The sequence below is a fragment of the Microcoleus sp. Pol1C5 genome (assembly GCF_036701115.1).
Lineage (GTDB): Bacteria > Cyanobacteriota > Cyanobacteriia > Cyanobacteriales > Microcoleaceae > Microcoleus.
Window position 1 is genome coordinate 21,329 of record NZ_JAUBQE010000053.1, and the last position, 25,899, is coordinate 47,227.

Consider the following 25,899-nt stretch of genomic DNA (forward strand, 5'->3'; position numbering starts at 1 on the left):
TTACAGAGTATCCAAAACCTGACGAATCGCCCGATAAATCGATTCGAGTTCATCAGGAGAAATGCAGTAGGGAGGCATCAAGTAAAGCGTATTTCCCAAGGGGCGGAGCAAAAACCCCGCTTCGAGAAATCTGGCTTTCAATACAGGAGCAATGTCATTAAAATAACCGGAAACGCTTTCGGTTTTCACATCCATTGCTGCGATGGTGCCGCAAGTCCGAATCCGTTCGAGTTTAGGATGATTTCTCAGCCATTGATTCAGGTATTGGCGGTGCAATTTTTCCATCCCTTGATACACATTTGGGTTTTGCTCCAAAAGCTCCAAGGATGCTACACTCACCGCACAAGCTAAGGGATTTCCGGTGTAAGAATGACTGTGAAAAAAAGCTTTGTCCGGTTCATCTCGCCAGAAAGCTTGATAAATATCCTCCGATGCCATTGTGACAGCAATTGGCAAACAGCCGCCAGACAATCCTTTAGACAAACACAGGATATCCGGCTTCGTTCCAGATTTAACAGAGGCAAACAGTTCGCCCGTGCGACCAAAACCAGTCATTACTTCATCGTAAATCAACAATACATTAAACTGGCCCGCAAGTTGTGCGAGATCCTGCAAAAACTCAGGGCGGCACATTCGCATTCCCCCGGCACCTTGCACCAAAGGTTCGATAAAAATACCCGCATAGCCGCCCTGCTTTAATAAAAACTCCAATTTCTCCAAACTCGCCGCCTCCTTGCTTTCCACTTCCTCATCGCCATCAAAAGTCGCCGGGAAAGGAACAACATCCCCAGCAAACATTAAAGGTGCAAAAGATTCCCACCACAGCGAACTTCTCCCAGCAGACATCGCGCCCACAGTATCGCCATGATAACCTCCCTCAAAACTAATAAAGCTAGTGCGGTTAGTTTCTCCGAGATTGCGCCAATATTGAAAAGCCATTTTCAGAGCAACTTCAACAGCAGTCGATCCGTTATCAGAAAAGAAAATCCGCGTTAAAGAAGCAGGCGTATGAGTTAGTAGTTTACTCGCGAGTTTCTCGGCAGGTTCGTGAGTAAACCCCGCAAAGATTACGTGTTCTAGCTTTTGGGCTTGTTCGTAAAGAGCCTCCGCCAGAACCGGATGGCTGTGCCCGTGAACAGTCACCCACCAACTAGAAATGCAGTCGAGAATTTGCCGCCCGTCTGCTAATTCCAGCACCGATCCTTTGCCGCGAATTACCTTCATTGGCGGGGCAGCCGTTTTCATTTGCGTGAAGGGCTGCCAAATCGGTGAAGTTGAAGAATTATGTTCCTGATTCGCAGTCATTTTTACCAATCAAACTAATATTAAGTCGTATTTTAATATAGCAAGTTTAACTCACTTATAAACTTTTTATTTTTTCTTATTTCTTCTTCTCTTCCTTCGTGTCCTTAGCGTCTTCGCGGTTCCTTCAAACAAAATCTAGTTTGGTGTTGAGGGCGGCTGCGCTGCAACGTCTGCCGCCATATCACGTATTCCCCGGCGATGGTGAAAATTGTCAGTTACAATTTTCGGCCTTTGAGCAAATAAGTCGTCATAGAGCCTTTGCCTTTAACATTAATTTTACCGCGTTTTTCCAACAAATACTTATCGCACAGCAACTCATAAGTTGATTTGCTAACTTGAATTTTACCAGGAAGTCCCTGAGACTCCATGCGGCTTGCTGTATTCACAGCATCTCCCCACAAATCGTAAATAAACTTTTTAGTGCCGATGACACCTGCTACAACAGGCCCAGTATTAATGCCAATGCGGATATTGAGAGGTTTACCGCATTCGTCGCGGAATTTCATAATTTCTTGCTGCATTTCCAGGGCCATTTCGGCAATAGATTCAGCGTGATTTGTACAGGGAAGTGGCAAACCGCCTGCTACCATATAATTGTCACCTATCGTCTTAATTTTTTCTAAACCGTATTGTTCGCTCAAGCTATCGAAAGATGAAAATATTTTGTTAAGTAATTCGACTAATTCTTCAGGAGATGTGCGCGAAGATATTTCGGTAAAGCCCACAATATCAGCAAACAAAACCGTAACTTCGGCAAATCCGTCCGCAATATTTATCTGACCTTGTTTTAGGCGATCGGCAATCATTACCGGTAATATATTTAGTAATAAACGTTCCGATTTTTCTTGTTCGGCCCGCAATATTTCCTCAGCTTGCTTCCGCTGTGCAATTTCCTTGTATACTCGGTGAAACATTTGATTGAATGCGACCATAAGTTCTCCCAACTCGTCATCGCGCTTGACAGACAGAGAGTAGAAATCAGGTTGTTCTCGATCTTTGCTCAACGCGTCTCCGGCAGCGATCAAGTCATCGCGCAATCTCAAGATAGGTGAAATTACTGTCACCCCTAAAAAAAACATAGTCACAGAAGTGACAAAGGCTGATATAATGATAACTAGAACGGCAATTCGCCCGATAAATGCGTAGAGTTCCGGTTGAACGGTAGAAGCATCGTGGCGAACAATTAAGATGTAATCGCCTCCCAAATGTCGCTCCGTCCAAGCAATATCGTAGCGCTTGCCATCGAACTTGTGACTGTGAACTATACGAGCTTTTTTTAGTTGCTTTAAACTGATTTCTGGGGGTTCGCCAAGTGTATATATTAGCTCACCGTTAGCTTGGTAAATAGATAGTCCTAAAACTACTTGAGAATCCTTAATAATATTTTTTACTTCTTCTTGCAAGAAAGTGCGATCGGAAATATCTTGTTGAAGCAAAAACTCTAGGGAATCAACAGTCGCGCGAGATACCTGTTCCAGTTGACTTAAAAGTTCATTTTCTCGCCGAAAATAAGAGGGAACTAAAATAATTCCCTCTATGACAAGAATGCTAGCAAATACCCACAAAGCTATTTGCCTAGACAAGCGAGATTTGAAAAAACTCAAGAATGATAAAATCCGCGCTGGCATAAAATTTACTATTTTGCAAATTGCTAATGTAGGACATAGGAAAATAAACCCGGTTTCTCGTAATAAATTTTGGGTTTGTCAACAAATCAACTGTGCCGAAACCGGGTTCCTCACATCCTTTGTGTAATTCCTGTAATTGTCAGCAGCCGTTAGTGGCTAACCACTAACGGCTGAGGACTCCGGACTAACTAGCAGACCCCTTAATAATATAATAAACAAATTAAACCGAAACTGCGCTGACTAACCTGCCTGCAAGCAGATAAGTATTCATATCGCCCTTGCCTTTGACGTGGATAATTCCTCTGTCTTTAAACAGATACTTATTTCTCAAGATATCGTAAGTTGATTGTGTGACTTGAATTTCGCCGGCAATCCCGTGGGATTCCATGCGAGCTGCTGTATTGACGGCATCGCCCCAGAGGTCGTAAATAAATTTTTTAGTGCCAATAACCCCCGCAATTGCAGGCCCGGTATTGATGCCGATGCGAATGTTAATTCCTGCATGATGTTTGGCATTAAATTTTGCTAATTCCTCCTGCATATCTAAAGCCATTTCCGCAATGCTTTCGGCGTGGTTGGTGCTGGGGTTGGGCAAACCTCCGACTACCATGTAAGCATCTCCAATTGTTTTGATTTTTTCCAAGCCGTACTTTTCCGTCAAACCATCGAAGGCAGAAAAAATTTCGTTGAGAAACTCGAGCAATTCTTCGGGAGATATTTGTGCTGACAGCACGGTAAAGCCTACGATATCCGCAAACAAAATCGTGACTTCTGCGAACCCGTCAGCAATACTGCTTTGACCATCTTTTAGCTTAGCAGCAATGGACTCGGGTAAAATATTGAGCAGCAGGCGATCGCACTTTTCCTGTTCTTTTACCAATTCTACATTAGTTTCTTGCAATTGTGCCGTGCGTTCCCTGACGCGCTGTTCTAATTGTTTAGCATTTTGGCGCAACCTGCTGATAGATAGAGTTAATCCTGTTACCCCTAAAACTGAAAGTCCTGCTAACAGTAAAAACAGGTATTTCAGTTCGCTGCGAGTATTTTTCGTGATGGTATCGAGAGGTTGAGTAATTTCTAATATCCCCCGTACATCTCCCACTTTCCAGTCTTTTTTGGGACTGTAAGGGTTAGTATTGTGACAGTTAACGCAGCTAGGAGTTAGAATATCTGCCTCGGCATATCGAAATGCTGGCTTGCTGCGAAAATCCTCACGTCGAAAAAAATTTTCTGTGGGATTTTTCATCAAATAGGTAATAGCTTGCCGTTCAAAATCGTCTCGAGCTCCGCCTTCTTTTCGCCGCCAGGGAAACGGGTAGTCGCTGTAGAGACGAACTGATACTTCGGGATTTTTCTTGGTGATATTGTTGCCGAGTTCTATTAAGAAGGTGGCAGGTACGGGAACTGTTACTTTTGTCGGGTTGTAGTCGTGGGTAAAGTTAATTGTTTTAGCGGTGTTAAGAGGATTGACAACATCCGAACTGTAAAGGGTGCGGGCTTCTTTAATAGCTTGGGCATAGAGGGAGGCATTTTGCAGGGCTTGCGATTCAATTAGGGTGGAGGAAAGACGAGACATATGTGCCATCGCTACTCCTACACCTACACAAAATAAAATTGTCACCGCAAGCAGAATTCGCTTGTAAATTAATTGGCTGATGGCAGCCCGACTGCGAGAAATTAACTGGCGCATGGTATCCTCAAATGTGAGGTTGAATCTTTAAGTGATTTTACGCACTACTAACATAACACTGCTTTTTCAGGTCGCTTTGTCGGCGTCGGGCTAAACCCAGACGGCGTAGTGCAAGGGATTGCTTATTGTTATTTACAGCGAGTGTTGGGTTTCTCCGTAAAAGTACGCATAACTTTATAACGGTTTTCAGTTGAGATATCACAGGTAAAAACACGGCAGTGCTGTGTCCCTACTTCACGCACTTATTGCTGTATCTCAGTTAGGATAGCAATTGTAGTCTATGGTTGGCGATCGTGAATTCTGACTCTACTGTCTCACCTACTAACAAGGAAATTTTTCCGGGAGAAGTTTTCGTGAATACTGCTGATTTTGATACCGGCATTCGGCGACTTTTACCTAAATATGACGAAATGCTGGATGTATTAGCAGGCTGCATTGCTAACACAAACCACCGCATTTTAGAGCTCGGCTGCGGTACCGGGGAACTCACGGTAAAAGTTCTCAAACGCTACCCATCTGCGGAAATAGTTGCTGTCGATTACTCGCGGCGAATGCTTGATTTTGCCCGCGCCAAAATAGAGTCGGCAGGATACACAACTCGGTGGACGGGCAGAGAAATGGACTTTGGAGAATGGGCGAACAATCCCAATTTATCCAGCTTGGGCGATAAATTTAATGCTTGCATTTCATCTCTGGCAATACACCATCTTGAGGATGAGATGAAGTTGAAATTGTTTCAACGCATTCGCGAAAGTTTAAATGCTGGTGGGTGTTTTTGGAATGCCGATCCTCTTTTAGCAGAATCAGCAGCAATGAAAGATATTTATCAAGCGGCGCGAGAAGATTGGGCGCGAAATCAGGGGGAAACATTAGCACAAATTCGCGCAAATGTGGGGACGAGTGTCTCTTACGGGTATTCTAATCCCGATCGCCTAGCTACACTTTCGGCACAGTTAGAAATGTTGGTAAAAGCTAGATTTGACACTGTTGCAGTTCCTTGGAAATACTACGGTATGGCAGTGTTTGGGGGATTTGTTAATTGAAAACAGCAGTCCGGGAGGCAGAACTTTTATATGTATGGTGCGCCTGGACGCACCTTATTACTTAAAGAAAGATTGCAGTTAGTATTTTATGTTACTAAGCTCTGCTGGAAAAAATATATAATACTGTCAGGATTTAGGAAACAAAATGACTGCAACTGCGATTCAAAGTATTGACTGGGATGCTTTTTCTTCGGAACTATCGGGAATTGAAATAATTAGCGATCGCGCGCAAGTTGTCAAGCTATCTCAAGACTATTATCACTTCAGTCCAGTTTTGCAACCTCTCTTAAGTGATAAAACAGGAGATTTAGTAGTTCGTCCCGCCAGCGAAGCCGAAGTTTTGCGGATTGCAGCAGCCTGCGTCAAATCCAAAATTCCGCTAACTGTTAGAGGTGCAGGAACGGGCAATTACGGGCAGTGCATTCCCCTCAAGGGCGGCGTCATTTTAGATACCACCAAAATGCACAGTATCCGCTGGATAAAACCGGGTTTAGCTTGCGTAGAACCCGGGGTGAAAATGTCGGTTTTCGACAAACAAGCGCGAGAAACTGGTTGGGAATTGCGGATGGTTCCCTCAACCTATCGCACCGCAACGATTGGGGGATTTATCGGCGGCGGTAGCGGGGGAATTGGTTCGGTAACTTACGGGCAATTGCGCGATCGGGGAAATCTTCATGCGGTTCGAGTCGTTACAATGGAAGACGATCCCCGCGTCATCGAATTGCGCGGCGATGAAGTGCAAAAAGTCAATCACGCTTACGGCACAAATGGGATTATTACTGAATTAGAAATTCCCCTCGCCCCTGCTTATCCTTGGGCGGAAATCATTGTCGCTTTTGACGATTTTATGACATCGGCAAACTTCGGTCAAGCTTTGGGCGATGCGGACGGAATTATCAAAAAACTAATTTGTGTTTGTGCTTGGCCGATTCCTGCTTATTTTGCGGCTTTCCGCGATGCGATTCCTGAAGGTAAGCACTGCGCTTTGTTAATGGTAGCTGAATCTTGTCTGGAACCGCTGCAAGATTTGGTGGGCGAATATGGCGGCACAATTTGCTATCAAAAAAACGCGCAAGCAGCGAGCAAAGGTGCAGCCATTGCTGAATTTACTTGGAATCATACAACTCTGCACGCTCGCAGCGCTGACCCGTCTCTGACTTATTTACAGACGCTTTTTCCCGCAGATCAAGGTTTGAAATTGATTGAGGAACTGTACAATTATTATGGGGATGAGGTGATGATGCACTTGGAGTTTTTGCGGATGAACGGCAGGGCGATCGCCGCGGCTTTGCAAATAGTTCGCTACACTACGAAATCACGGCTCAATGAAATTATTCGCTATCACGAAGAGCAAGGCGCGCTGATTGCTAATCCTCACACTTATATATTGGAAGATGGAGGGATGAAAACTATTAATGTGGAACAGTTGCAGTTTAAAGAGCTGGTCGATCCTTACGGTTTGCTGAATCCGGGTAAAATGCGAGCGTGGTTGGAACGGGATTAAGGGCGAAATGATGTTATAACTCACGCAAGTAGCAAATTGAAAAAAGGTTTGTAGTTGCGCTTTTGCGCCGGCCGGCGCTGAAGCGCAACTACAAACCTAAAAAAGTCCTTACTGCCAACAAAACTTGTCAATTTAAGGGACGGGGGCGGTAATTTCTGCTGGTGCGATTGCCCCTTCTGAAGGTACAGCTTGCTTTTCCAGTAGTAGGCGCTGTTTGTTGCGAAATTCTGCGGCCGCCTCGTTCAAATTTTGTTGCTGTTCGCTATTAAATTCTTCCATGCTGCGGCCGCCTCCCAATTTGGATCTGTGAATTAAATCAAATATTCCGCTTCCGCTGCTGCGGCCGGAAAAGGGGTCGGTATTGTCTTGAGTTTGAAAGTCTCGCAGCGGTTGGGCATTATTTAAACCGCTGGCTTGGGCGAAGCTTGCTTGAGGGGAGAACAGAGCACAGGATGCGATCGCGCTTGCAGCAATCCCCATCATCAATTTGCCCGATTTGGAAGTTTTGGTGTTCATAATTTATTAGTTGAACTTTCAAAAAAACAATTCTATCTAAACAATATTCTGACTTGCGAATAAATATTATATTACTTCGCTCAGGCTAAGGAGACGGCAATGCCGATTGGTGTGAACAATCGCCTGAAAGCCTTGATAAATCTCGTTTTTACCTGAGTCCAGATCCCCCTAAATCCCCCTTAAGAAGGGGGACTTCGATCCATTTCCGGTTCCCCCCTTCTTAAGGGGGGCTAGGCGGGATCTGGGCTTAATAGTCCAGCACCATTGTGTGACTGGGTTTGACGTTAAGTTGACACCCATGGGTTCTTGGAGTGTCCCTACAATTGATGGTGTAGGTTAAACGATCGCCCTAACTAAGCAAACCGGCGTCGCAGCAGCGGTTGAATGCTCAGCAGTGCCACCAAATCAAAGGCTAGCAATACTAACAGCGCTCCTCCAAAGGTAACATTACCCCAAGGAGCGTGCATCACGACACTGGCTAGGGACCAATCGCTGTGCAGGTACAGGTAGCGGATGGGTTCGATCGCGTAACTCAGAGGATTGAGAGTCACCACAACTTGCAGCCACTCTGGCATAAATGACAGCGGCGCGAGGGCTGTGCTGGCAAATAACAGCGGTAGGTTAGTAACAAAAATTACCGCTATTAATTCTACGTGGCCGGGAAGGGCGAAGGCTAAACCCAGACTCAAGCCGGTGACGCCCAAAACTAATAGTAGGACAATTAGGGCGATCGCCCCCAGTCCGGCCAGTCCGGGGAATCCGGCGCCCAAAAACGCCCCCGCTGTAACGATTGTGCCGGTTTGGATAAAGCTGAGGGTGACGATAAAAATGGCTGAAGCCAGGACGATCGAAAATCTGGAAGCCAAGGGCGCGACTAATAAACGGTTGAGAAATCCGAACTCGCGATCGAACATAATCGGCAAACCGGCATTCAGCGCCCCGGCAAAGGCTGTAAAAACGATTACGCCAGCGCCGAGAAATTGTCCGTAATTCTGGCTTTCGCCGAACAAGCCGGCGGGTGCATTTTCAAACAGAGCTCCGAACAAAACCAACCACATCAGGGGCTGAATAATTCCTGCAACTAGCGTCGAGGGGCGGCGCTGCAATTGAATAAACAGGCGCTTGGTTAAGGCGAGTGTTTCTTGGATGAAGTCGCCCAGCAGGGAACTGGAAGTGTCAGCGGATGCCGTGGAGAGCGGCCGCTGCTGGTTGAGGTTTTTGGGGGATGTAACAGTACCGCTCATAATTGCTTGCGCTGATTTTGATTAAATCTAACTCTCTTTACAGTAGCAAGTCTGGAGGTATTGGTGGTGTTGGGCGGGCGATCGCCCTTACAATTGTTGGGGGTCAATCCCTTTTTCTCGCAGCAATTCTATTAAAGCTTGATAGCACTGCTGTTCCTGTTGCCGCAGAGTGCGTTCTTCTTCTAGCTGTTGCTGAGCAAGTTGTTTTTCTTGTTGTTCGCGATCGGCACGTTGGCTTTCCTGTTCTCGAAGTTAATCTAATTCTACGGAAGTGAGGAATCTGCGATCGTCTGGGCGATAAATTTCGAGGGTTTCTGGTGTGATTTGAAACCGTATGCCCAAGCGGGGGCTAACCCATTACTCACAAGTTAAGCTAAAAACACTGTTGTCAATGGGTAACCTTACTCATTTTTTACCTGTTTACCCAATTAAAATATGACTCCATTTGTTCCTTTATTATTGAAAAAAAATTGTTCGGGATTTCTTTGAGTTCCAGGGACAGGAGAAATAATTAGCCTGACATGAGGTTTTCGCCCTGGCTTAACAATCCCTAAATCTTGATTTTTATCAGCGGAAAAATAGTTACCCAGGTCAGAAGCTAATCCTTTTTGATAGGCAACCGAAAAATGATACATCCCGATAAATCAGTTCTAATGAAATACGTTCAATTGGCACTCCTAATTCATCTGCCACCGCCTCTCCTAAGTCTACTAAAACCGCATAAAATAGCCAAGTAGCCCTGATTTTGAGCTTGATCCCGTTTAATGAACCTGTCCATAAATAGCTGAAATTTAATAATCTTTTTACTGTACAAAATGCGTCTTTAATTTGCCAGCGTCTTTGATATAAATCTGCTACTACATAGGGCGGTAATATTTCAGGTTATCGGACAGTTTAGATAAGAACACCAGGAAGTATTGGAGCGAATCTGTACTAATCTTATAGTCAAAGCTGGTGTCTGTTTTGTGCCGGCACCTATTTTAATTATCTGGTCTTTGACATCATAAGTATTGGTTAATACCCGATCGATTTGATAAGATGGACCTTTCTTTATTCGAGTGATAAATCCAATTTCTTGAGAAATGAGTTTTGACCAAAAAGCGAAGTGATAGAAGCCTCTGTCCAGTAACAGCAAAGTTTTTGGCTTAACTGTTTTTAGGAAATTTTCCTCCCATTGAGTATCTGGTTTGAGATTTGTCCCAAACCAAATTTCTTCGGGGAGATGAGTTACTAGGTCGATGATTACTCCCATTTGTCCGGCTAATTGACCAATTGGCACATCTAATAAACTTTGTAGCTTCCGAAATAATGCTTCTAATGTTGACCCGTCAGCTATCCAGATATTTTCAAAGTTTTTTAAGGCAAATTTTACGCGATCGGGTAACGGTCTCGATTTTCTCATCAACCATTGATGACTAAAATGAGGCAGTAATTGTTTAAATACTTTTTTAAATAAAATTGCGGGAAAAGTTAAAAATCTTTGTGATAATGCTTGTTGACTAATTCCTGATGGCTGACACCATAAAAATACCTCTCTATTTAATAATCTGGTTAATTCTGTTACTCCCGCTACATCTCGCCATCAGAGACTTAATATTGCTGCCATCATTAATGGTAGTGTCAGAATCCTATCTCTTAAATTTAATTGGCGATAAAAATTTTTTTGGGCAGCCATTGCTGTAATTAATAAATCTTCCAGGTAATTCGCTACCGCTTCATTTTCTACTTGGGGACGATTTTTCTCCTTTGCATGGTCTCGGTTGATTCTTTTTTTGCTACTCATAACTGGTTCAACTCGGGCTCAACTGCTTGCCCTATAGATGTTTCAGCCTATTTTACATTTTTTTGTGTACCCCTTTGACAATTTGCACTTTTTGTTAACTTGTCACAAATGGTCCAAGATAACAAATGTTTTTTGTTGCGGATTAAAAATAATTGGAAGTTAGAATTTCAGTCAGAAAGATTGTTCTGGAAGTTTTTAAAGATGCACCTAAAACTTGATAGATTGATTGGCAAAAGTTTGAAGGGTATTACCATACAACTTTATATTATCCTAATTGCTTATCTAATTTTACTACTGATATCTATTCCCGCGCAATGGGGTAATAAACTATTAGATAAGATTCGCTATCTTCAAGCTTGTATGTGTCAGAAAATTAGTTTTGTTCATTGGTTTGAGGAACTCATGTTTTGTTGAAAGATTTACCTGGTTAGTCTTACTATATCTAAATATGTAAATTTTTGTATCAAAATTCAACATTTCTGTGCTATATCCTACTTTCCAGTATCACACTTGTCAATACCCACCACCTGAATTTTTACGAACAAACGAAAGTATTGTGGGACCTCCTGAAGCTTTCCCTAGACGATTTGGTAGATTAACAAAGGAAACTAGGCAATAGCAAAAGTAACAGCGATCGCACCTATTCCATATCTAATCAAAAAGTGCGATCGTCTCTTCTCTTCCCCTCTTAAAAAAAATGCCCGTATTGTGCAGCGGCGATTGATTTAGAAAAGTGCAAGATCCAAACTTAAGCATGATCTCGCAATATGGTGTTTGTTCGGGGTAATCATCAGGTGGTTGCCCCTACATGATAACTGCGGGCCTTGTACAATTAGGTAGTTCGTAAAAATTAACACCACTCTATTTAAAATCTCTATTTTAAAATATCTTTCCGCTTCTCCAATAGCAAAGTTGCGGTCAAATAAACTGCTGCGTGCAGACCTAAAATTTCCCTATTCCGAGCTAAGTTTTGCCAAGTAGAAGTCGGTTCGTAGACTGCACTCTTCTCGAATAACTGCGGTAAGATTGTGCGATCGCACAATCTTACCGCACTTCCCTCAACCGTTCACATAATAATCCCGCGTTCCCTTCGCATTCATCGCTTCCCCGAGTCGATTTAACCCGTACACGTAAGCAGCAGTTCTCATGGAAACTGACAATTCCTGAGACTCTTTCCAAATTGCTTCTGTTTCTTCAACCATTTTATGCTTCAACCGCTGGTTGACTTCCTCCAGCGTCCAATAAAGTCCGCTGCGATTTTGCACCCACTCGAAATAACTAACCGTTACGCCTCCGGCATTAACTAAAATATCAGGAATTACGTGAATTCCCCTCGTTTCTAAAATCAAATCAGCAGCAGAATCAATCGGACCGTTAGCTACTTCAAAAATAAACTTAGCCTTAACATCATTAACATTCGCTTCCGTTATTTGATTCTCCAAAGCGGCTGGAATTAGCACGTCTACATCTAATGCTAAAAGTTGCTCATTTGTTAAGATTTCGTGTTCGATAATATTGCAAACCGAACCTTCGCAGTAAAGAGCTTTGATACCTTTGTTAGAGTCTTTAAAGCCTCGAATACTGGGGATATCCAGCCCTTGTTTAGCATAAATTCCCCCTTGGGAATCGCTGACAGCAACAACTTTGTAGCCTGCTTTCCAGAGCAGTTCAGCTATTTCGGCACCTGCATTACCAAAACCTTGTACTGCTACAGTGGTATCTTGAGGATTGAGTTCAAATTTGGGTAAAATAGTTTCTACTACAAAAAAAGCACCCATTGCTGTTGCCGTATCTCTGCCCAGACTGCCACCAATTGTCACTGGTTTTCCAGTCACCACCGCTGGAGAAAGCTGCCGCTTAATAATATTGTACTGATCCATCATCCAACCCATAATCATGGGATTGGTGTAGACATCCGGTGCGGGAATATCGACATCGGGGCCGATGAAATCTGCGATCGCATCGACATAGCCCCGGCTCAACCGTTCCAATTCCAGTTTAGACAACTCCTTGGGATTGAGAGTAATTCCGCCCTTGGCTCCTCCAAAAGGCAAGTTCAAAACTGCACATTTAAAAGTCATCCAAAATGCTAAGGATTGCACTTCATCAAGGGATACTCCCGGATGATAGCGCACTCCTCCTTTAGACGGGCCTCTGGTATTGTCGTAGCGCACCCGATAACCTTGAAAAATTCGCAGGGAACCGTCGTCCATCCGCACGGGAATAGATACAATTAAACTGGATTTGGGATATTTCAGCCGTTCGATCGTATCCTCGGAAAGGGACACATATTTTAAGGCTCGTTCTAATCGGCGACTGGCATCGGCAAATAATGAATCAGACATAAGAAGTTAGTTGACTGTTGACTGTTGTTAGTTGACTGTTGTCAGAGAGAAGAAGGCTTGGAGTGCTTAAGCTAATTTAATCACAATCCTGGTTGAATGCTGCCTCCTTTCTTCTGACAACAGTCAGCAGTTAACAGTCAACTACCTTGTGTCGATCGACAATCTCGCAGTGCCAAGCAGCGATTAAGCAGATACACTTACAATAGAAGGTGATATTTAACCTCAAGCCGCAATTTGAGTTCGATCGCTCAAATCAGTGCCAGCCATCAGGGGAATTAAATTCTGAAATAGATCGAGGCTTTAGCTGACGTTAGAAACTGAATTATTATTATGGTTGGACTCCTAGCCGCACTCTCAGCGTCTGCGGCAGGGGGTATGAGAATTGCCCTGCCCCTGCTGTTAATTGGTTTGTTGCGGATTGACAAACTTTGGTCGGAAATACCCCTATTGTCGGGGGTTCCCCCCCAGGTGGCTATCACCATCTTGGTGAGTTGGTCGCTGTTAGAGTTATTTGCTTCTAAAACTTTTGTAGGACAGCGGGTACTGCAAATTGTGCAAATTATTTTCAGCCCCATTGTAGGAGCAATTATGGGAATTGCGATCGCTCAAGTAAGTTCGATCGACGAAATTATTGCTCACCCTTGGATGCTGTGGATAATTGGTATTGTCGGAGGTTTGTTGGCTTTAGTGCTGCAACTGGTACAAGCAGGATGGTTTTACCGGCTGCGGGGTTTGCCGATTTGGGTGATTTTCCTCCAAGATGTTCTGTGCATTTCCTTGGTTTTGTTCGCCTTTGACGCACCACGGCAGGGAGGGTTAGTGGCGATGATGCTGCTGTGGCTGGCAATTCGCAGTTCTAAAGAGTGGTATCGCTGGTACAAAAGTCAGGGAATACCGGGCGATAGGGGAAATCCCCGCCGCCACAAGCACGATCCTGATTAATTATTGATTAGTTATTGGCGATTAATCATATCGTTTACGGTTGTTTCGGAATGATTTAACCGCAGATACCGCAGAGGGCGCTGAGTTTGAGAAGAGAGAGATGAATAATTCCGCTCCCAACGGATTTGATATCATTAGTGATTTGTAACAACAGTCAACTGTCAACGGTCAACAGTCAACTGTCAACTGTCAATTTAAAGCAATCCGATCGAATGTAGCGGGCCCTGACCCGTAATTAACTCCAGCAATAGTGCCACAAAACCAATCATCGCCACACGACCGTTCCAGACTTCCGCCCCCGTGGTCAAACCCCACTCCCACTGCTCTTGAGGGTACATTTTCACTATCTTGGAAGGGCGTATAACATCAGAGAATTTAACGCTGGGAGATTCGATCGACTCGATGACTAAATCGGCCAAGGCTTCAATAAACACCGGATGAGTATTCAGGGCGGGCACTCGGTAGAAATTTTCAATCCCCGATTCTTCTGCTAATTCTCGATACTCCATGTCAATTTCTTGCAGAGTCTCGATGTGTTCGGAAACGAAACTAATTGGAACTACCAACAAATCTTGCACTCCATTCTCTGCCAATTCGGTTATGGCGTCTTCGGTGTAAGGCTTGAGCCATTCCACCGGGCCAACCCGACTTTGATAAGCTAGAGTGTGTTCGTTCGGTCGATCCAAATGTTCCATAATCAGACGAGTGCAATCTTCAATCTCGCGCTGATAGGGGTCTCCAGCCTCTTCTACGTAGCTGAGGGGGACGCCGTGGGCGCTGAAAAAGATGTGAACTCGATCGGGATTCGGATTGTGGTCTAGTTGTTGGGCTATCAGTTCCGACATTGCCTGAATGTAACCAGGCCGCTGATACCAAGAAGGAATCGCGGTATATTGTATATCCTTGAGGGCAGGATCTTTGCCCCACATTTCTTCTAGCTGCCGGAAGCTAGAACCGCTGGTGCTGATGGAAAATTGAGGATACAGCGGCAAGATTGTCAAATGTTCAATGCGATCGCGCTTAATTTTGGCGATCGCCTCTTCGGTAAAAGGATGCCAGTAGCGCATCCCCACGTACACTCGAGCATCTTGTCCCTTTTTTTGCAAGAGTTCTTGCAGGGCTAGGGCTTGTTCCTCGGTAATTCGCCGCAAAGGAGAGCCGCCCCCGATTTGGCGGTAGTTTTCCTGGGATTTTTGAAAGCGCAGGGTCGAAATCAACCAGGCGAGCGGTTTTTGCATCCACGGAAACGGAATGCGAATGATTTCCGGGTCAGCAAACAAGTTGAACAGGAAAGGACGGACATCCTCGATTTGATCTGGCCCGCCCAAGTTTAATAGCAATACTCCCACACGACCCATAGCGGTTACAGCTCTCCCATCGTCTCAGTTCTGTTACTTATCTTTATCATATAACTTAATAATATCTTAAGTCGATAGCAAGGTATACATAATTTTGACTGTGGCAACAATTTTTAGAGATTTAAGTTATCGGTATCAGTAGCTCTACGATACGATCGCGCGTCTGGCTGCTTTGAGCGTAGGCGGCAACCCTCGTTTGAGTCAACTAGCCTGGGAAAATTTGACCGTCAGCGCCGAAACTAAAGTTTTAGACGGTTGCTGCGGTAGCGGTCAAACTAAGCAATTTCTGGTGCAATATTTCCAGGATGTCACAGGACTTGACGCTGCGCGATTATCTCTGTAACCGGCCAGGAAAAATGTGCCATCAGCCAATTATTATTTAGAAGCTTTTCCCGACTGTCAGTTTGACAGGAGTAGACAGCAGCGTTGCGATGCAGGAAATGCAACGGGCGCAATTGCCACAAATCTTTTAGGAAGTATACCGCGTGATCAAGCCCGGTGGTCTATTCATTTTGGTAGATTTTCATCGGCATACAAATCCGGTATTTTTGCCAGGGTTGGCTGTATTTTTGTGGTTGTTTGAGACTGAAACTGCATGGAAGTTGAGCGAAACAGACTTGGAAAGTTTGTTGGCAGAGGTGGAATGGCGATCGTACAATTCCAAAGAAGCTCAACAACCCAAAATTTATGCTGGCGGCAGCATTCAAGTAATATCATTTTCGGTTACACCGGAATGATGTTGACGGTTGACTGTTCACGGCGTCAACCGTCAACCGTCAACAGTGAACTCGAATTTACTATTCCGATGCTAACGGATTTGATATAATCCAAGTTCAAAAGTCATTAGGAGACAAGATTGCCTTTCCTTGCAAACAATCTGGAAAAGCATCGGCGTTTATCTGCGTTTATCTGCGGTTTCCCTATCAATTAAAAAAATTTGCAATAAGTCTACTAATGACTCATGGCTAATGATTCCTAACTAAACAAACTTTTTCGCTGCTGCCAAAGCCGCCTCAAACTTTAGCAACACATCCTTTTCTGTGTGAATAGCTTTCTCTTGTTCCAGCAGCGGACGGCCAAAGCGAAAAATGCCGTCCTGTTCTACGTGGTCTACATAAGGCAGCGTTTCTGGATGTGGCAAAAATTTTCTGCCGATGGTGTACGGCGTATGGAAAGAAAAGCTAAAATCGGGAAACTTGTCGCTCTTGATTTCCAGGTAGTAAAGCGAGTAATAATCTTTGGTTTCGCAGTACACACATTCGCGGCACTTATTTACCAGTTTGCGGTTCTGATAGAAAAAATCCCACTTATCCCAATAGTAGCCATCTTTCATCATTTCCTGGTGGTCGTCGCACAGTTCGAGATATAATTTGTCAGCATCCGCCGGACGGTAGAAGTAAAGCATGGCGTAGGGCATTTCAATCAGTAACTTGACTGCTTGATTTTTTCGCTGATACCATTCCTGCTGGTGAGCTTCGTAGATTTCCTTATATTTATTAATTGCTTTAAAGCTGTTGAGCTGATTTTCTTTGGCCCACCGCGACGCCCAAACTGTCCAGTAAGCTAGCTGGAAGGTTGCTGAAATTTCCGCCGAACCTTGTTCTTTCCAGTCGGCAATGATTTTTTCCCACTCGGAACTAAAAGCTACTCGTGATTGTTCGTTTTCTTCGGGCTTTTCTGTATTGATTGGGGTGGGTATTTTGTCATTATTTTTAATCAGCCCTTTGGGTTCTTTGCGCCAATTATTAATATCGGTTGGCGTTAGACTTAAGATGAGTCTTCTGTCGTGAACGGGATATTCTAAATGGATTCCTGATTTGCGGAAAGAGCGGTATTCTAGAACAGGGAGTTTGTCTTGTTCAATCCACTGCTGGCGTTCTGCTGGCGAACATTTGAGTATTGTTTCTAATTCTACGGGATCGACGGCTAATTCACTTTTGAAAGTCTCCCAAAATCTTTCTTGTTCGGCTGGATTTGCTTCCAGCAGGGATACAATTTGGTTGATGAGATGATCTGTTTTGTCTGGGCAATTTTCGGGAAGTCCTAAGAAGTCGAGGAGTTTGGTCTTGAGTATGCGTCTGGCTGAGATTAGCTCGGCTAACATGAGAAGCTCCAGTAGAGTCATGACTTGCGCCCTTGAATTGGCAAGATTTGCACAAGTCTTATATATCTTAATAGATTCTCCTGGGTTGTCGGCAATTGAAATGTCTGCGCGAGCGAAGCTATCCCCAATGCGCCTGCGGGCCCGTTGCGGTAGGGAATCGCCCACCAGCAGCCCCCTCCCTAAGCTAAAATACTCAAAACAAGGGCAAAAGAGCGATCGACCTTTTGCCCTTTTTGGCTAAAATCGATAATTGCGATCGCGCACCCACAAACTCACAGGCACAGCATGGCCTGTTTTGTCAACCTTTACTTCTACCAAAAAAGATTGTCGCTGCTTCCTTTGAGCTTCGCTAATCTCCTGGTTGACTTTTTCCCTTTCATCCTCTGGCATATAATAAGTTTCTAAGCCGTATTCCATCTGCCAACCGTTATATTTGCCCTTAATTGCGATTTGATTGGCGGGCAAATTGGTGGGATTTTCTAGACTGACGCGGACGGGTTTCCAAGCTTGGGGGCGGCCGGGATTAGTCGCGGCTTTTGGCGCTTCTAAGATTACATAAAAACTGGTTTGTGGCTTGACATTGTGCGTATTTTTTGGACAAACAATTCCGGGCGGACAAGGTGTTTTTTCGGGAGGTAAATCTTTCCATCCGGGGAGTTTTTGCAGATTTGTGCTAGCTGAAATATCATAGCTCAAAACTTGGTAATATCCGCGCAAAAAGTCGTAAGGGTCTACTGGTGCTGTTTGCAGGACAACTGTTTTGCCAGTAATAAAAGTGTAAACGGCGGTGGCGGGTACGGCGGCAATTAGTCCGATTTGCAAGAGTAAAGGAACCCACAGCCGCCACGCAGGAAGGCGTTTTGCTTCCGGGGGAAGCTGAAACGCATTTGTTGTATCTGGATTTTCAACTAATAAGTCAATGTTGTTTGTGTTCATATTAGGTATGGGCTATATTGTTTACGGTTGTTTCGGAATGATTAAACCGCAGAGAACGCAGAGGGCGCTGAGTTAGAAAAGAGAGAGATGAATATTTTCTATTCATCGGGGATTTTTGCGAAGTGGCGCTCGAACCACAAACCCGCAGCAATTACGCCAATCCCGCACAAAACAAAGACAAAAGATTTGAGCAACAATCCTGTGTTATATTCAAACACTCGGCTGATAATTTGCAGGGTGATTAATACTATGCCTCCCCAAAAACTCCTGCGGTTTCCTAATGCTAAACCTTCTCGTATTAAGCCGACAGCGAGCAGAAAAGATAAAACATTAAACAGGAAAGTCGCTAATTGCGGAATGGGAGTAAAACTGAGGTGAAAAAGCGGTATAAAGGCGCTGGCGAGGATGAAAATGCCGATCGCACTTGTAGTCAAATCCACTGCTTTTTGTTTTGGTCGCCGCAGTTCCAAACGTCCCAAATGCAGCCACTCAAACACTGTGAAACCGCCCAAAACAACCACATTTGCCAGCAAAACCCAATCGAGCTCAGTTGGCGCAGGAGTCGGTGAATCTTGCCAAAACCCGTAGAAAGAAAGAACATAAAATACACCGGCGAGAAACAGCAGTGCTAAACTGCGGGCGGTAGGTTGAAACAGCCTGCTGTGTACTTTCGGCCACATTGCATCGTCGTATCCCCACAGCAAAGCGGGCGGTAGGGCGCAAAAAATTGCTGCACCCCAGCTTGGATTTAACCCTTGGACGATAGAAACTTGTAGGGAAAAAATTATCGCGATCGCACTTATGGCAAAAATAGCACGCGATCGACACCAATAAGCCAGCGGCACAAACATTATACTGGCTGCGATCGGCATTTGCCGCACTAAAACTTCCAGCCAAGAAAACTCGACTTTGGAAGACCAATTTAACACGGCAATCCAATAGCCTAAACCGACTAAAAGTGCGGACAAAACGCCCAAGGAAGTCAACCGCAAACTGTAAGCCATTCCGAGCACGCCGATTCCCCAAGTGAGGTAAAGTCCGTAGGAAGAACCGCCAATGTGAAACATTTGTGCCATCAAAGCCATATTTGCTCCTAGAATCAGAGATCCTAACAGCAACAATCCTTGACCTAGGAGTTTGTTTCGCCCTATTGTTAGGGGCAACTTGAGATTGGAGTTTTTGCTTCGGGATGGGGGAATTCGCCACAGATAGAAACCGGCTGCATTGACTGCTACGAAAAGACTTAGCAGCAGCGCAACTCTCACTTCTCGCGACCAAGCTTGCCAGTTTGCGGCTACAAAGGTGATGACTCCTATACCGAGGAGAATGCCGCCGAGACTCATCAGAATGCTGAGGAATCGGTTGCGGGAGGCGGTTTCGAGTGTGTTGAATTGGTAGCGTTCCGAAAGTTGTTGGTAGAATGAAGTGTCGATGAGTCCTTCTGCTTGCCAGAGTTTGGCTTGTTCTCGCAACTCGCGTCGAAATTTATCTGAAATCATTGTTTATATTCCAGAGGATTTGAACTGTGATAGTTTTTAATATGTCACTTGTGGGTTGATTGTCGATGGAGGCTGGGACACCTGTCTAACTTGCACAGCAGATTTGATTGAGATCCTTCGGCGGTTGAAACCGTTTCTATATAAACAAACTCCCAGCAGCAAGGGACGAATAAATTAAGGAAGGTAATTTTATGGTACAAGCTCAATCTAAAAAATTAACTTTTGACGAGTACATTAATTACTCAAATGATACGGATCAACGCTATGAGTTAATTGATGGGGAGTTAATCGCTTTGTCGCCAGAATCTGAACCTAATAATTTCATTGCTAACTATCTATTTTTCTATTTTGCTAGCAGCGGGCTAGTGCCACTTAGACTGATTAAAACGCATAAGTGCGAGGTTCAAGTTGCCGTTTTGCGATCGGGAGATGCCGCCAACCGCTACCCCGATTTGATAATTCTAGAACCTGAACACATTCCGCTGACAGCAAACAGGCTAACTATCACTTTCGATATGCTGCCTCCTCGGTTTGTTGTGGAGGTAGTCAGTCCGGGTAGACTGGGCAGGGATCGGGATTACGATCCTCTTCGAGGGCTTCGCCAACGCAAACGAGCACAGTACGCAGCGCGGGGCATTGCAGAGTATTGGGTTATCGATCCAATTGAACAAGTTGTGACGGTTTTGCGGCTTGAGAATGGGCAATATGTTGAGGTTGGGGTGTTTCGGGATGGAGAGGCGATCGTATCTCCGATGTTTCCACAGCTAAGTTTGACGGTTCAACAGATTTTGAGTGGAGAGGTTTAAGGGCGGATCAATAGCTAATTGGTTAGCATTCATCTAACCAGTCACTTTTCCTAGTAACGCAGAATTTTGTTTCAATCCCCGATCGGGATTTAGTTTGATTGCAACTATGAATCATTTGTTGTCGAGGATTATAATCCTCGATGTTTTAATCCCTAATAGGGTTTTATGGTAATTGCAACCTAAATTACTTCCTCCTGTCGATCAAACTGGCGATCACCTGGGGACTGGGAATGTGGCAGGGGTTGGCGATCGGTGAAGCAAGTGTCGGCAAAATAGCGGTACTAGCCACAATCACCGCAATACTGTTTGGCGCGCGGCAATGGCGGCCCATCAGCTTGTGCTGTTAACTGATGTTTAACCCAGTTCTAAGGTTGTCACCCCAAACACTTGATTTAGGGGTAAAATTGGTGGCGTTAATGTGTACATTCGTGCAGTTTCAAAAACTGGTTTCATTCCGTACTTGTCAGCCAAATTAATACCTTCTAAATTGGTGTCAGGCACATCTAAAAATACAGTATTATTAGGGATTTGTGCCATTAACCCTTGCAATAATAATTCGGCAAGACCGACATTATCGGCAAATAACGGCCCAATTTTATACCCCTGACGGCAAACTCTTAAAACGCCATAACCGCGTAGTTTTCCCTTATCTTTTACACCGAAAGCGATTATTTCAGGTTGTTGAATCCAATGCTTTAAAAAAACCGGACGGGGAACAGGAAAATGTTGAGAATCATAGGCGAGAATTTCTTCCCAAGGAACGGTTGAAAGTGGAATCAGATCGTCAGGAATAACTCCAAATCCTCGACCTTGATAACGAATGTGACGGTGAGCTAATTTAAAACCAGATTTTTGATAATTTTCCTGTTGGGCAATAACGCCATCCAGACCAATATTTCGCGTTCCTAAATATTCGATCGCGGCTTGCCACAATTTTAATCCCCATCCCTGGCCCCGAAAGGAAGGTTTGACAATATATAAACCAATAAAACCAAAACTGGAATCATAGGCAACGGCAGAAATTGAAGCAATAGGTTCATCATTCAAATAACCCATGAAAAATCCTTGAGGATCTGTTTGAAAAAAACATTCGGTATCATAATATCCGGGGTTCCAACCTTCTGCGGCTGCCCAATCTACTGCTAAATTAAGTTCCGATATCGTCATCCGGCTAATCATCCATTGTTTTTGGGTCATATTTTTTTACTTAAAGTTATTGGATGTGGGGTTTTTGGTAGTTGCAACATCGGCTGCCAGTTCATGCGCTGTTACTGCCACCGTTTTTCAATCTCTGATAGGGGTTTAGTTTGATTGCGGCTTTCCCTCCGCCAGTATACCCGGCAAGAATCATTGTTTCAATCCCTAATAGGGGTTTAGTTTGATTGCGGCGAAGAAGGAGTCAGGAGTCAGGAGTCAGGAGAAGAATACCTTCTTTCCTCCTGTCTCCTCCTCTCCTGAATACTTCCGAAAGTTTCAATCCCTGATAGGGATTTAGGTTGATTGCAACATAATGCTCTTAAAGTATGCGAAATTAGCAGGAGGTTTGAGTTTCAATCCCTGATAGGGATTTAGGTTGATTGCAACCTAAAAAATTCTATTTGATTGCATTGCTATTATAAGTTTCAATCCCTGATAGGGATTTAGGTTGATTGCAACTTGAGAATTTTTTTTTCCTTGATCTGGCGTCCATTTGAGTTTCAATTCCTGATAGGGATTTAGGTTGATTGCAACACTACCAGAAATATTACTAAGTTCAATCATCCAGAGTTTCAATCCCTGATAGGGATTTAGGTTGATTGCAACTCCCGATTTCTTGAACTCTTCTAAATGTTTTTGTGTTGTTTCAATCCCTGATAGGGATTTAGGTTGATTGCAACCCCACGCCGAGGAGCCGTCAAAATCGATTGCCAAAAGTTTCAATCCCTGATAGGGATTTAGGTTGATGGCAACATTGAAGGCAAGCATCAAAAGCAGATTTTAAAACGTTTCAATCCCTGATAGGGATTTACGTTGATTGCAACTTGGTTTGAATTCTCCTGCGATCGCTGGGACTTTGTTTCAATCCCTGATAGGGATTTAGGTTGATTGCAACTTACACGCACATTCTGGATTCAATCAATCCGTAAATCGTTTCAATCCCTGATAGGGATTTAGGTTGATTGCAACCAACTATCACTATCACAACGGCGGCAAAAATTACGTTTCAATCCCTGATAGGGATTTAGGTTGATTGCAACGTAGCTTTTTCCCGAAACAGAAGCATTTGCGCCGGGGTTTCAATCCCTGATAGGGATTTAGGTTGATTGCAACGACTTTAAGCTGAATCCCGATGCTCAAATCTTCAGTTTCAATCCCTGATAGGGATTTAGGTTGATTGCAACGCTAGCTTTTGGTTGACTGCGGACAATCCCGTAGTTAGTTTCAATCCCTGATAGGGATTTAGGTTGATTGCAACTGTATTCTACTCCTAACCACTGTTTTTCAAATTTATGTTTCAATCCCTGATAGGGATTTAGGTTGATTGCAACTCATAACTTAGGGCGAATCCTGATATTAAGCTGGGTTTCAATCCCTGATAGGGATTTAGGTTGATTGCAACTTGCGTTACTGTTTGAGGTTTTGGCGGCGCTGCCACAGCCGTGTTTCAATCCCTGATAGGGATTTAGGTTGATTGCAACAGTTCGACTGTCCGTTTGTGGCGCTGGCACAGATTGTTTCAATCCCTGATAGGGATTTAGGTTGATTGCAACCGCGGTCGAAGTACCGAGGCTCAGGAACAACCGGGTTTCAATCCCTGATAGGGATTTAGGTTGATTGCAACTTTTATCAGCAAAAACTGTTTTTACGCCGTTAATATGAGTGTTTCAATCCCTGATAGGGATTTAGGTTGATTGCAACCAGGTTCAGGCAACTTGCATCCCGGATCGGGGTAGTTTCAATCCCTGATAGGGATTTAGGTTGATTGCAACTTCGGAAGGTCACACATTCTATGCCCCCAAACAAGTTTCAATCCCTGATAGGGATTTAGGTTGATTGCAACAAAAAATTTACACACGCGAGCACCGTAATCCGCGTGTTTCAATCCCTGATAGGGATTTAGGTTGATTGCAACGCCTTGAATAACTTCATTGTCTTGATGGCACTCCAGTGTTTCAATCCCTGATAGGGATTTAGGTTGATTGCAACACTTTGCGATCGAACTCTAACCCGTGGGCGGTCAGTGTTTCAATCCCTGATAGGGATTTAGGTTGATTGCAACTTGAAAACTACCATCCTGAATATGGTGGAGTTGATGGTTTCAATCCCTGATAGGGATTTAGGTTGATTGCAACTTGGGCTAGATGTTTCTTTGGCTGCGAAGCAGATGGGTTTCAATCCCTGATAGGGATTTAGGTTGATTGCAACAATCGATCGCGCGGGATGCCGAATTTGCAGCAGCGTTTCAATCCCTGATAGGGATTTAGGTTGATTGCAACAAAGCCCCAAAGGTCGGGGCGATAGCTTCCTAACTTGTTTCAATCCCTGATAGGGATTTAGGTTGATTGCAACCCGCGATTCACTAGCGAGCGAAGGTGATTGCGCGTTTCAATCCCTGATAGGGATTTAGGTTGATTGCAACCAGACACCCCCCGCTATTTCACAAAGGATGAGGCGGTTTCAATCCCTGATAGGGATTTAGGTTGATTGCAACCCTTGACATATCTGCTATGCTCGATCTCTGAGCGGACAAAGTTTCAATCCCTGATAGGGATTTAGGTTGATTGCAACAGTTGGTTTCTGAAACCGTTACTGTATTTAGTTTTCAAGGTTCGTTTGCGTCTGTACACATTAAAACTACCATTTCAAAACCGGCCTGTCAAGAGGCAAAATTTTCCATAAACCTCACAACCTTTCACAGCAAGCAATACAGCATTTGCGTCCGGCGGATTTTTCCTAAAGTGCCTTAAACCCATACTACGCAACTGATACAGCCGAAAAAAATTACCCCCTCAAAAAAACACCTACCCATAGGCGCAAATCTCAACCTTCAACCCGATTCAAATTCCAGTCATAGGGCAAAAAAACGATCGCCCATCCATCACTCACAGCCGCCTCCGGCCCCAAATAACCGCCCACATACTCAGCCACCGAACCCGCCGCCTTTACAAAATCCTCCTCGTACCACTTAAAAATCTTGCTCAAATAAAGCGTCTTTTTCTCGGCATCATATCGCACCTTATCAGGATTGTGAATAAAACGGCTGGCATCCGCTTCTAGTTGAGTCCGTACAGACTCCGGGAAATAAGCCCCCCGGCGCAGCAGCGGGCACCCGACTGAAGCGCAAACTAATGCAAAATGGATGCGCGGTTCGGCAAATTCCGGCCGCAAAATTGCGTGTTCGATTTGATTGAGACTGTACTTTTTGCCGCCAATAATCGAATTTGAACGAGTGAAAAAATCCAAAAAACTCAGCCAGTTGGGAATTCCCAAAACTTTGGGACGGATCGACGCGATCGGATATACTTCGAGAACTTGAGAAATTGCGATCGCATTGTACGCATTCAGCCACAACGCCAGCCGCGCATCCGCATCACTACAATCCGCCAAATCCACATCTGCCAAACTTTCCAGCCACGCCCTCAGAACATCCGCCCCCTCAGCTTTCCAGCCCCGATAATTGACGCGACCGAAATCGTCAACGTAGCGTTGCAGCAACTCGTCCCAAATCCTAAAGTCGATCGTACCGATCATTTATTACTATCCATAATATAAGGCGGGCATTGCTTTAGCTTCTGCTTCTATTTAATACTACCGTCAACCAAAATAACACCTACAACGGTAGTATTTTTTAAATTAACCCCGTCAAACGGGCTCTGGATTAAATTAACTTGAGTCAAATTAGCGCCTTGTAAATTAGCTTGCCACAAAGAAGCGCCGCTCAAATTTGCCCCCGATAAATTAGCTTCCCTAAAATTTGCTTCTCTTAAATCTGCCCCTGGCAAATTCGCATTTGCTAAACTCGCCTTCCCCAGGGAATGCCGATAAAATCCCCGCCCGGACACTGGTTAGTTTACCACAACTAATTGACTTGCTGTGACTTAGGTGCAATCACCCGTGTAGCCAACCCGAAAATCATTCCCCATGAAACTGCTCCCCAAGTTACAGATTTCCTGCTCTTTACATTCTACAATCTTAAAAGATTCTTAATTTCAATTT

The 25,899-nt window shown here is 44.3% G+C and carries 20 protein-coding genes, 3 pseudogenes and 1 CRISPR repeat array; of the genes and pseudogenes, 7 read left to right on the top strand and 16 right to left on the bottom strand.

Features of this window, described 5'->3' with window-relative positions; translation table 11 throughout:
* The 3 genes from bioA to QUA23_RS24775 all read right to left on the bottom strand — a co-directional run bounded on the left by bioA (position 1) and on the right by QUA23_RS24775 (position 4,623).
* A complete protein-coding gene (gene bioA, locus QUA23_RS24765; RefSeq protein ID WP_333074893.1) occupies positions 1–1,305 on the bottom strand; it encodes an adenosylmethionine--8-amino-7-oxononanoate transaminase in 1,305 nt (434 codons plus the stop codon).
* Positions 1,306–1,520: 215 nt separating this feature from the next.
* A complete protein-coding gene (locus tag QUA23_RS24770) occupies positions 1,521–2,933 on the bottom strand; it encodes an adenylate/guanylate cyclase domain-containing protein (protein ID WP_333074894.1) in 1,413 nt (470 codons plus the stop codon).
* Between the two features lie 220 nt (positions 2,934–3,153).
* Positions 3,154–4,623 carry an adenylate/guanylate cyclase domain-containing protein gene (locus QUA23_RS24775; protein WP_333074896.1) on the bottom strand — a complete coding sequence of 490 codons (1,470 nt, stop codon included), beginning with the start codon at positions 4,621–4,623 and terminating at the stop codon, positions 3,154–3,156.
* A gap of 293 nt (positions 4,624–4,916) precedes the next feature.
* Here QUA23_RS24775 and QUA23_RS24780 point away from each other — a divergent pair, with 293 nt between their 5' ends.
* Positions 4,917–5,666, top strand: a complete 750-nt coding sequence (locus tag QUA23_RS24780; protein ID WP_333074897.1) for a methyltransferase domain-containing protein — start codon at positions 4,917–4,919, stop codon at positions 5,664–5,666.
* 145 nt (positions 5,667–5,811) lie between these two features.
* Positions 5,812–7,170 carry an FAD-binding oxidoreductase gene (locus QUA23_RS24785; protein WP_333074898.1) on the top strand — a complete coding sequence of 453 codons (1,359 nt, stop codon included), beginning with the start codon at positions 5,812–5,814 and terminating at the stop codon, positions 7,168–7,170.
* 132 nt (positions 7,171–7,302) lie between these two features.
* Here QUA23_RS24785 and QUA23_RS24790 read toward each other — a convergent pair whose 3' ends face one another.
* The 4 genes and pseudogenes from QUA23_RS24790 to QUA23_RS24805 all read right to left on the bottom strand — a co-directional run bounded on the left by QUA23_RS24790 (position 7,303) and on the right by QUA23_RS24805 (position 10,713).
* The gene (locus QUA23_RS24790) at positions 7,303–7,686 is read right to left on the bottom strand and encodes a hypothetical protein (RefSeq protein WP_333074899.1); all 384 of its coding nucleotides are present in this window, start codon (positions 7,684–7,686) and stop codon (positions 7,303–7,305) included.
* A 353-nt stretch (positions 7,687–8,039) separates the two neighbouring features.
* Positions 8,040–8,930, bottom strand: a complete 891-nt coding sequence (locus QUA23_RS24795) for an ABC transporter permease (RefSeq protein WP_333074900.1) — start codon at positions 8,928–8,930, stop codon at positions 8,040–8,042.
* A gap of 87 nt (positions 8,931–9,017) precedes the next feature.
* Positions 9,018–9,287: pseudogene (locus QUA23_RS31160) on the bottom strand (Uma2 family endonuclease); the annotation flags it as partial.
* Positions 9,288–9,358: 71 nt separating this feature from the next.
* Positions 9,359–10,713, bottom strand: a pseudogene (locus QUA23_RS24805) (transposase).
* Positions 10,714–10,794: 81 nt separating this feature from the next.
* On the opposite strand from QUA23_RS24805, the pseudogene QUA23_RS24810 reads away from it, so the two are divergent.
* Positions 10,795–11,127 (top strand): annotated as a pseudogene (locus QUA23_RS24810) (IS4 family transposase); the annotation flags it as partial.
* A 644-nt stretch (positions 11,128–11,771) separates the two neighbouring features.
* On the opposite strand, the gene QUA23_RS24815 reads toward QUA23_RS24810, so the two are convergent.
* Entirely contained in the window at positions 11,772–13,058 is a 1,287-nt protein-coding gene (locus QUA23_RS24815) for a Glu/Leu/Phe/Val dehydrogenase (protein WP_333074902.1), read from the bottom strand.
* 330 nt (positions 13,059–13,388) lie between these two features.
* Between QUA23_RS24815 and QUA23_RS24820 the strand changes: the two genes are divergently transcribed.
* Positions 13,389–14,000 (top strand): DUF4126 domain-containing protein, encoded by a 612-nt coding sequence (locus QUA23_RS24820; protein ID WP_333074903.1) that lies wholly within the window; start codon positions 13,389–13,391, stop codon positions 13,998–14,000.
* 194 nt (positions 14,001–14,194) lie between these two features.
* On the opposite strand, the gene hemH is transcribed toward QUA23_RS24820, so the two are convergent.
* The gene (gene hemH, locus QUA23_RS24825) at positions 14,195–15,358 is read right to left on the bottom strand and encodes a ferrochelatase (RefSeq protein ID WP_333074904.1); all 1,164 of its coding nucleotides are present in this window, start codon (positions 15,356–15,358) and stop codon (positions 14,195–14,197) included.
* 196 nt (positions 15,359–15,554) lie between these two features.
* Here hemH and QUA23_RS24830 point away from each other — a divergent pair, with 196 nt between their 5' ends.
* Complete coding sequence (locus QUA23_RS24830; protein WP_333074905.1) at positions 15,555–15,701, top strand: hypothetical protein; 147 nt, start codon at positions 15,555–15,557, stop codon at positions 15,699–15,701.
* Between the two features lie 142 nt (positions 15,702–15,843).
* On the top strand, positions 15,844–16,095 hold the full coding sequence (locus QUA23_RS24835) for a hypothetical protein (protein ID WP_333074906.1): 252 nt from the start codon (positions 15,844–15,846) through the stop codon (positions 16,093–16,095).
* A gap of 242 nt (positions 16,096–16,337) precedes the next feature.
* On the opposite strand, the gene QUA23_RS24840 is transcribed toward QUA23_RS24835, so the two are convergent.
* From QUA23_RS24840 to QUA23_RS24850, 3 genes are all read right to left on the bottom strand, one after another.
* The gene (locus QUA23_RS24840; protein ID WP_333074907.1) at positions 16,338–17,462 is read right to left on the bottom strand and encodes a hypothetical protein; all 1,125 of its coding nucleotides are present in this window, start codon (positions 17,460–17,462) and stop codon (positions 16,338–16,340) included.
* A gap of 237 nt (positions 17,463–17,699) precedes the next feature.
* The gene (locus tag QUA23_RS24845) at positions 17,700–18,398 is read right to left on the bottom strand and encodes a GDYXXLXY domain-containing protein (protein WP_333074908.1); all 699 of its coding nucleotides are present in this window, start codon (positions 18,396–18,398) and stop codon (positions 17,700–17,702) included.
* A gap of 98 nt (positions 18,399–18,496) precedes the next feature.
* Positions 18,497–19,897 carry a DUF2157 domain-containing protein gene (locus tag QUA23_RS24850; RefSeq protein ID WP_333074909.1) on the bottom strand — a complete coding sequence of 467 codons (1,401 nt, stop codon included), beginning with the start codon at positions 19,895–19,897 and terminating at the stop codon, positions 18,497–18,499.
* Positions 19,898–20,088: 191 nt separating this feature from the next.
* On the opposite strand from QUA23_RS24850, the gene QUA23_RS24855 reads away from it, so the two are divergent.
* Positions 20,089–20,703 carry a Uma2 family endonuclease gene (locus tag QUA23_RS24855; RefSeq protein ID WP_333074910.1) on the top strand — a complete coding sequence of 205 codons (615 nt, stop codon included), beginning with the start codon at positions 20,089–20,091 and terminating at the stop codon, positions 20,701–20,703.
* Between the two features lie 184 nt (positions 20,704–20,887).
* Here QUA23_RS24855 and QUA23_RS24860 read toward each other — a convergent pair whose 3' ends face one another.
* From QUA23_RS24860 to QUA23_RS24875, 4 genes are all read right to left on the bottom strand, one after another.
* Positions 20,888–21,034: a hypothetical protein gene (locus QUA23_RS24860; protein ID WP_333074911.1), complete on the bottom strand. Its 147-nt coding sequence runs from the start codon at positions 21,032–21,034 to the stop codon at positions 20,888–20,890.
* Between the two features lie 23 nt (positions 21,035–21,057).
* Entirely contained in the window at positions 21,058–21,900 is an 843-nt protein-coding gene (locus tag QUA23_RS24865; protein ID WP_333074912.1) for a GNAT family N-acetyltransferase, read from the bottom strand.
* A gap of 84 nt (positions 21,901–21,984) precedes the next feature.
* Positions 21,985–24,471: direct repeats of the CRISPR family, unit length 37 nt; unit sequence GTTTCAATCCCTGATAGGGATTTAGGTTGATTGCAAC.
* Between the two features lie 252 nt (positions 24,472–24,723).
* Positions 24,724–25,434, bottom strand: a complete 711-nt coding sequence (locus tag QUA23_RS24870; RefSeq protein WP_333074913.1) for a DUF547 domain-containing protein — start codon at positions 25,432–25,434, stop codon at positions 24,724–24,726.
* A gap of 47 nt (positions 25,435–25,481) precedes the next feature.
* Complete coding sequence (locus tag QUA23_RS24875; protein ID WP_333074914.1) at positions 25,482–25,745, bottom strand: pentapeptide repeat-containing protein; 264 nt, start codon at positions 25,743–25,745, stop codon at positions 25,482–25,484.
* Between the last annotated feature and the right edge of the window lie 154 nt (positions 25,746–25,899).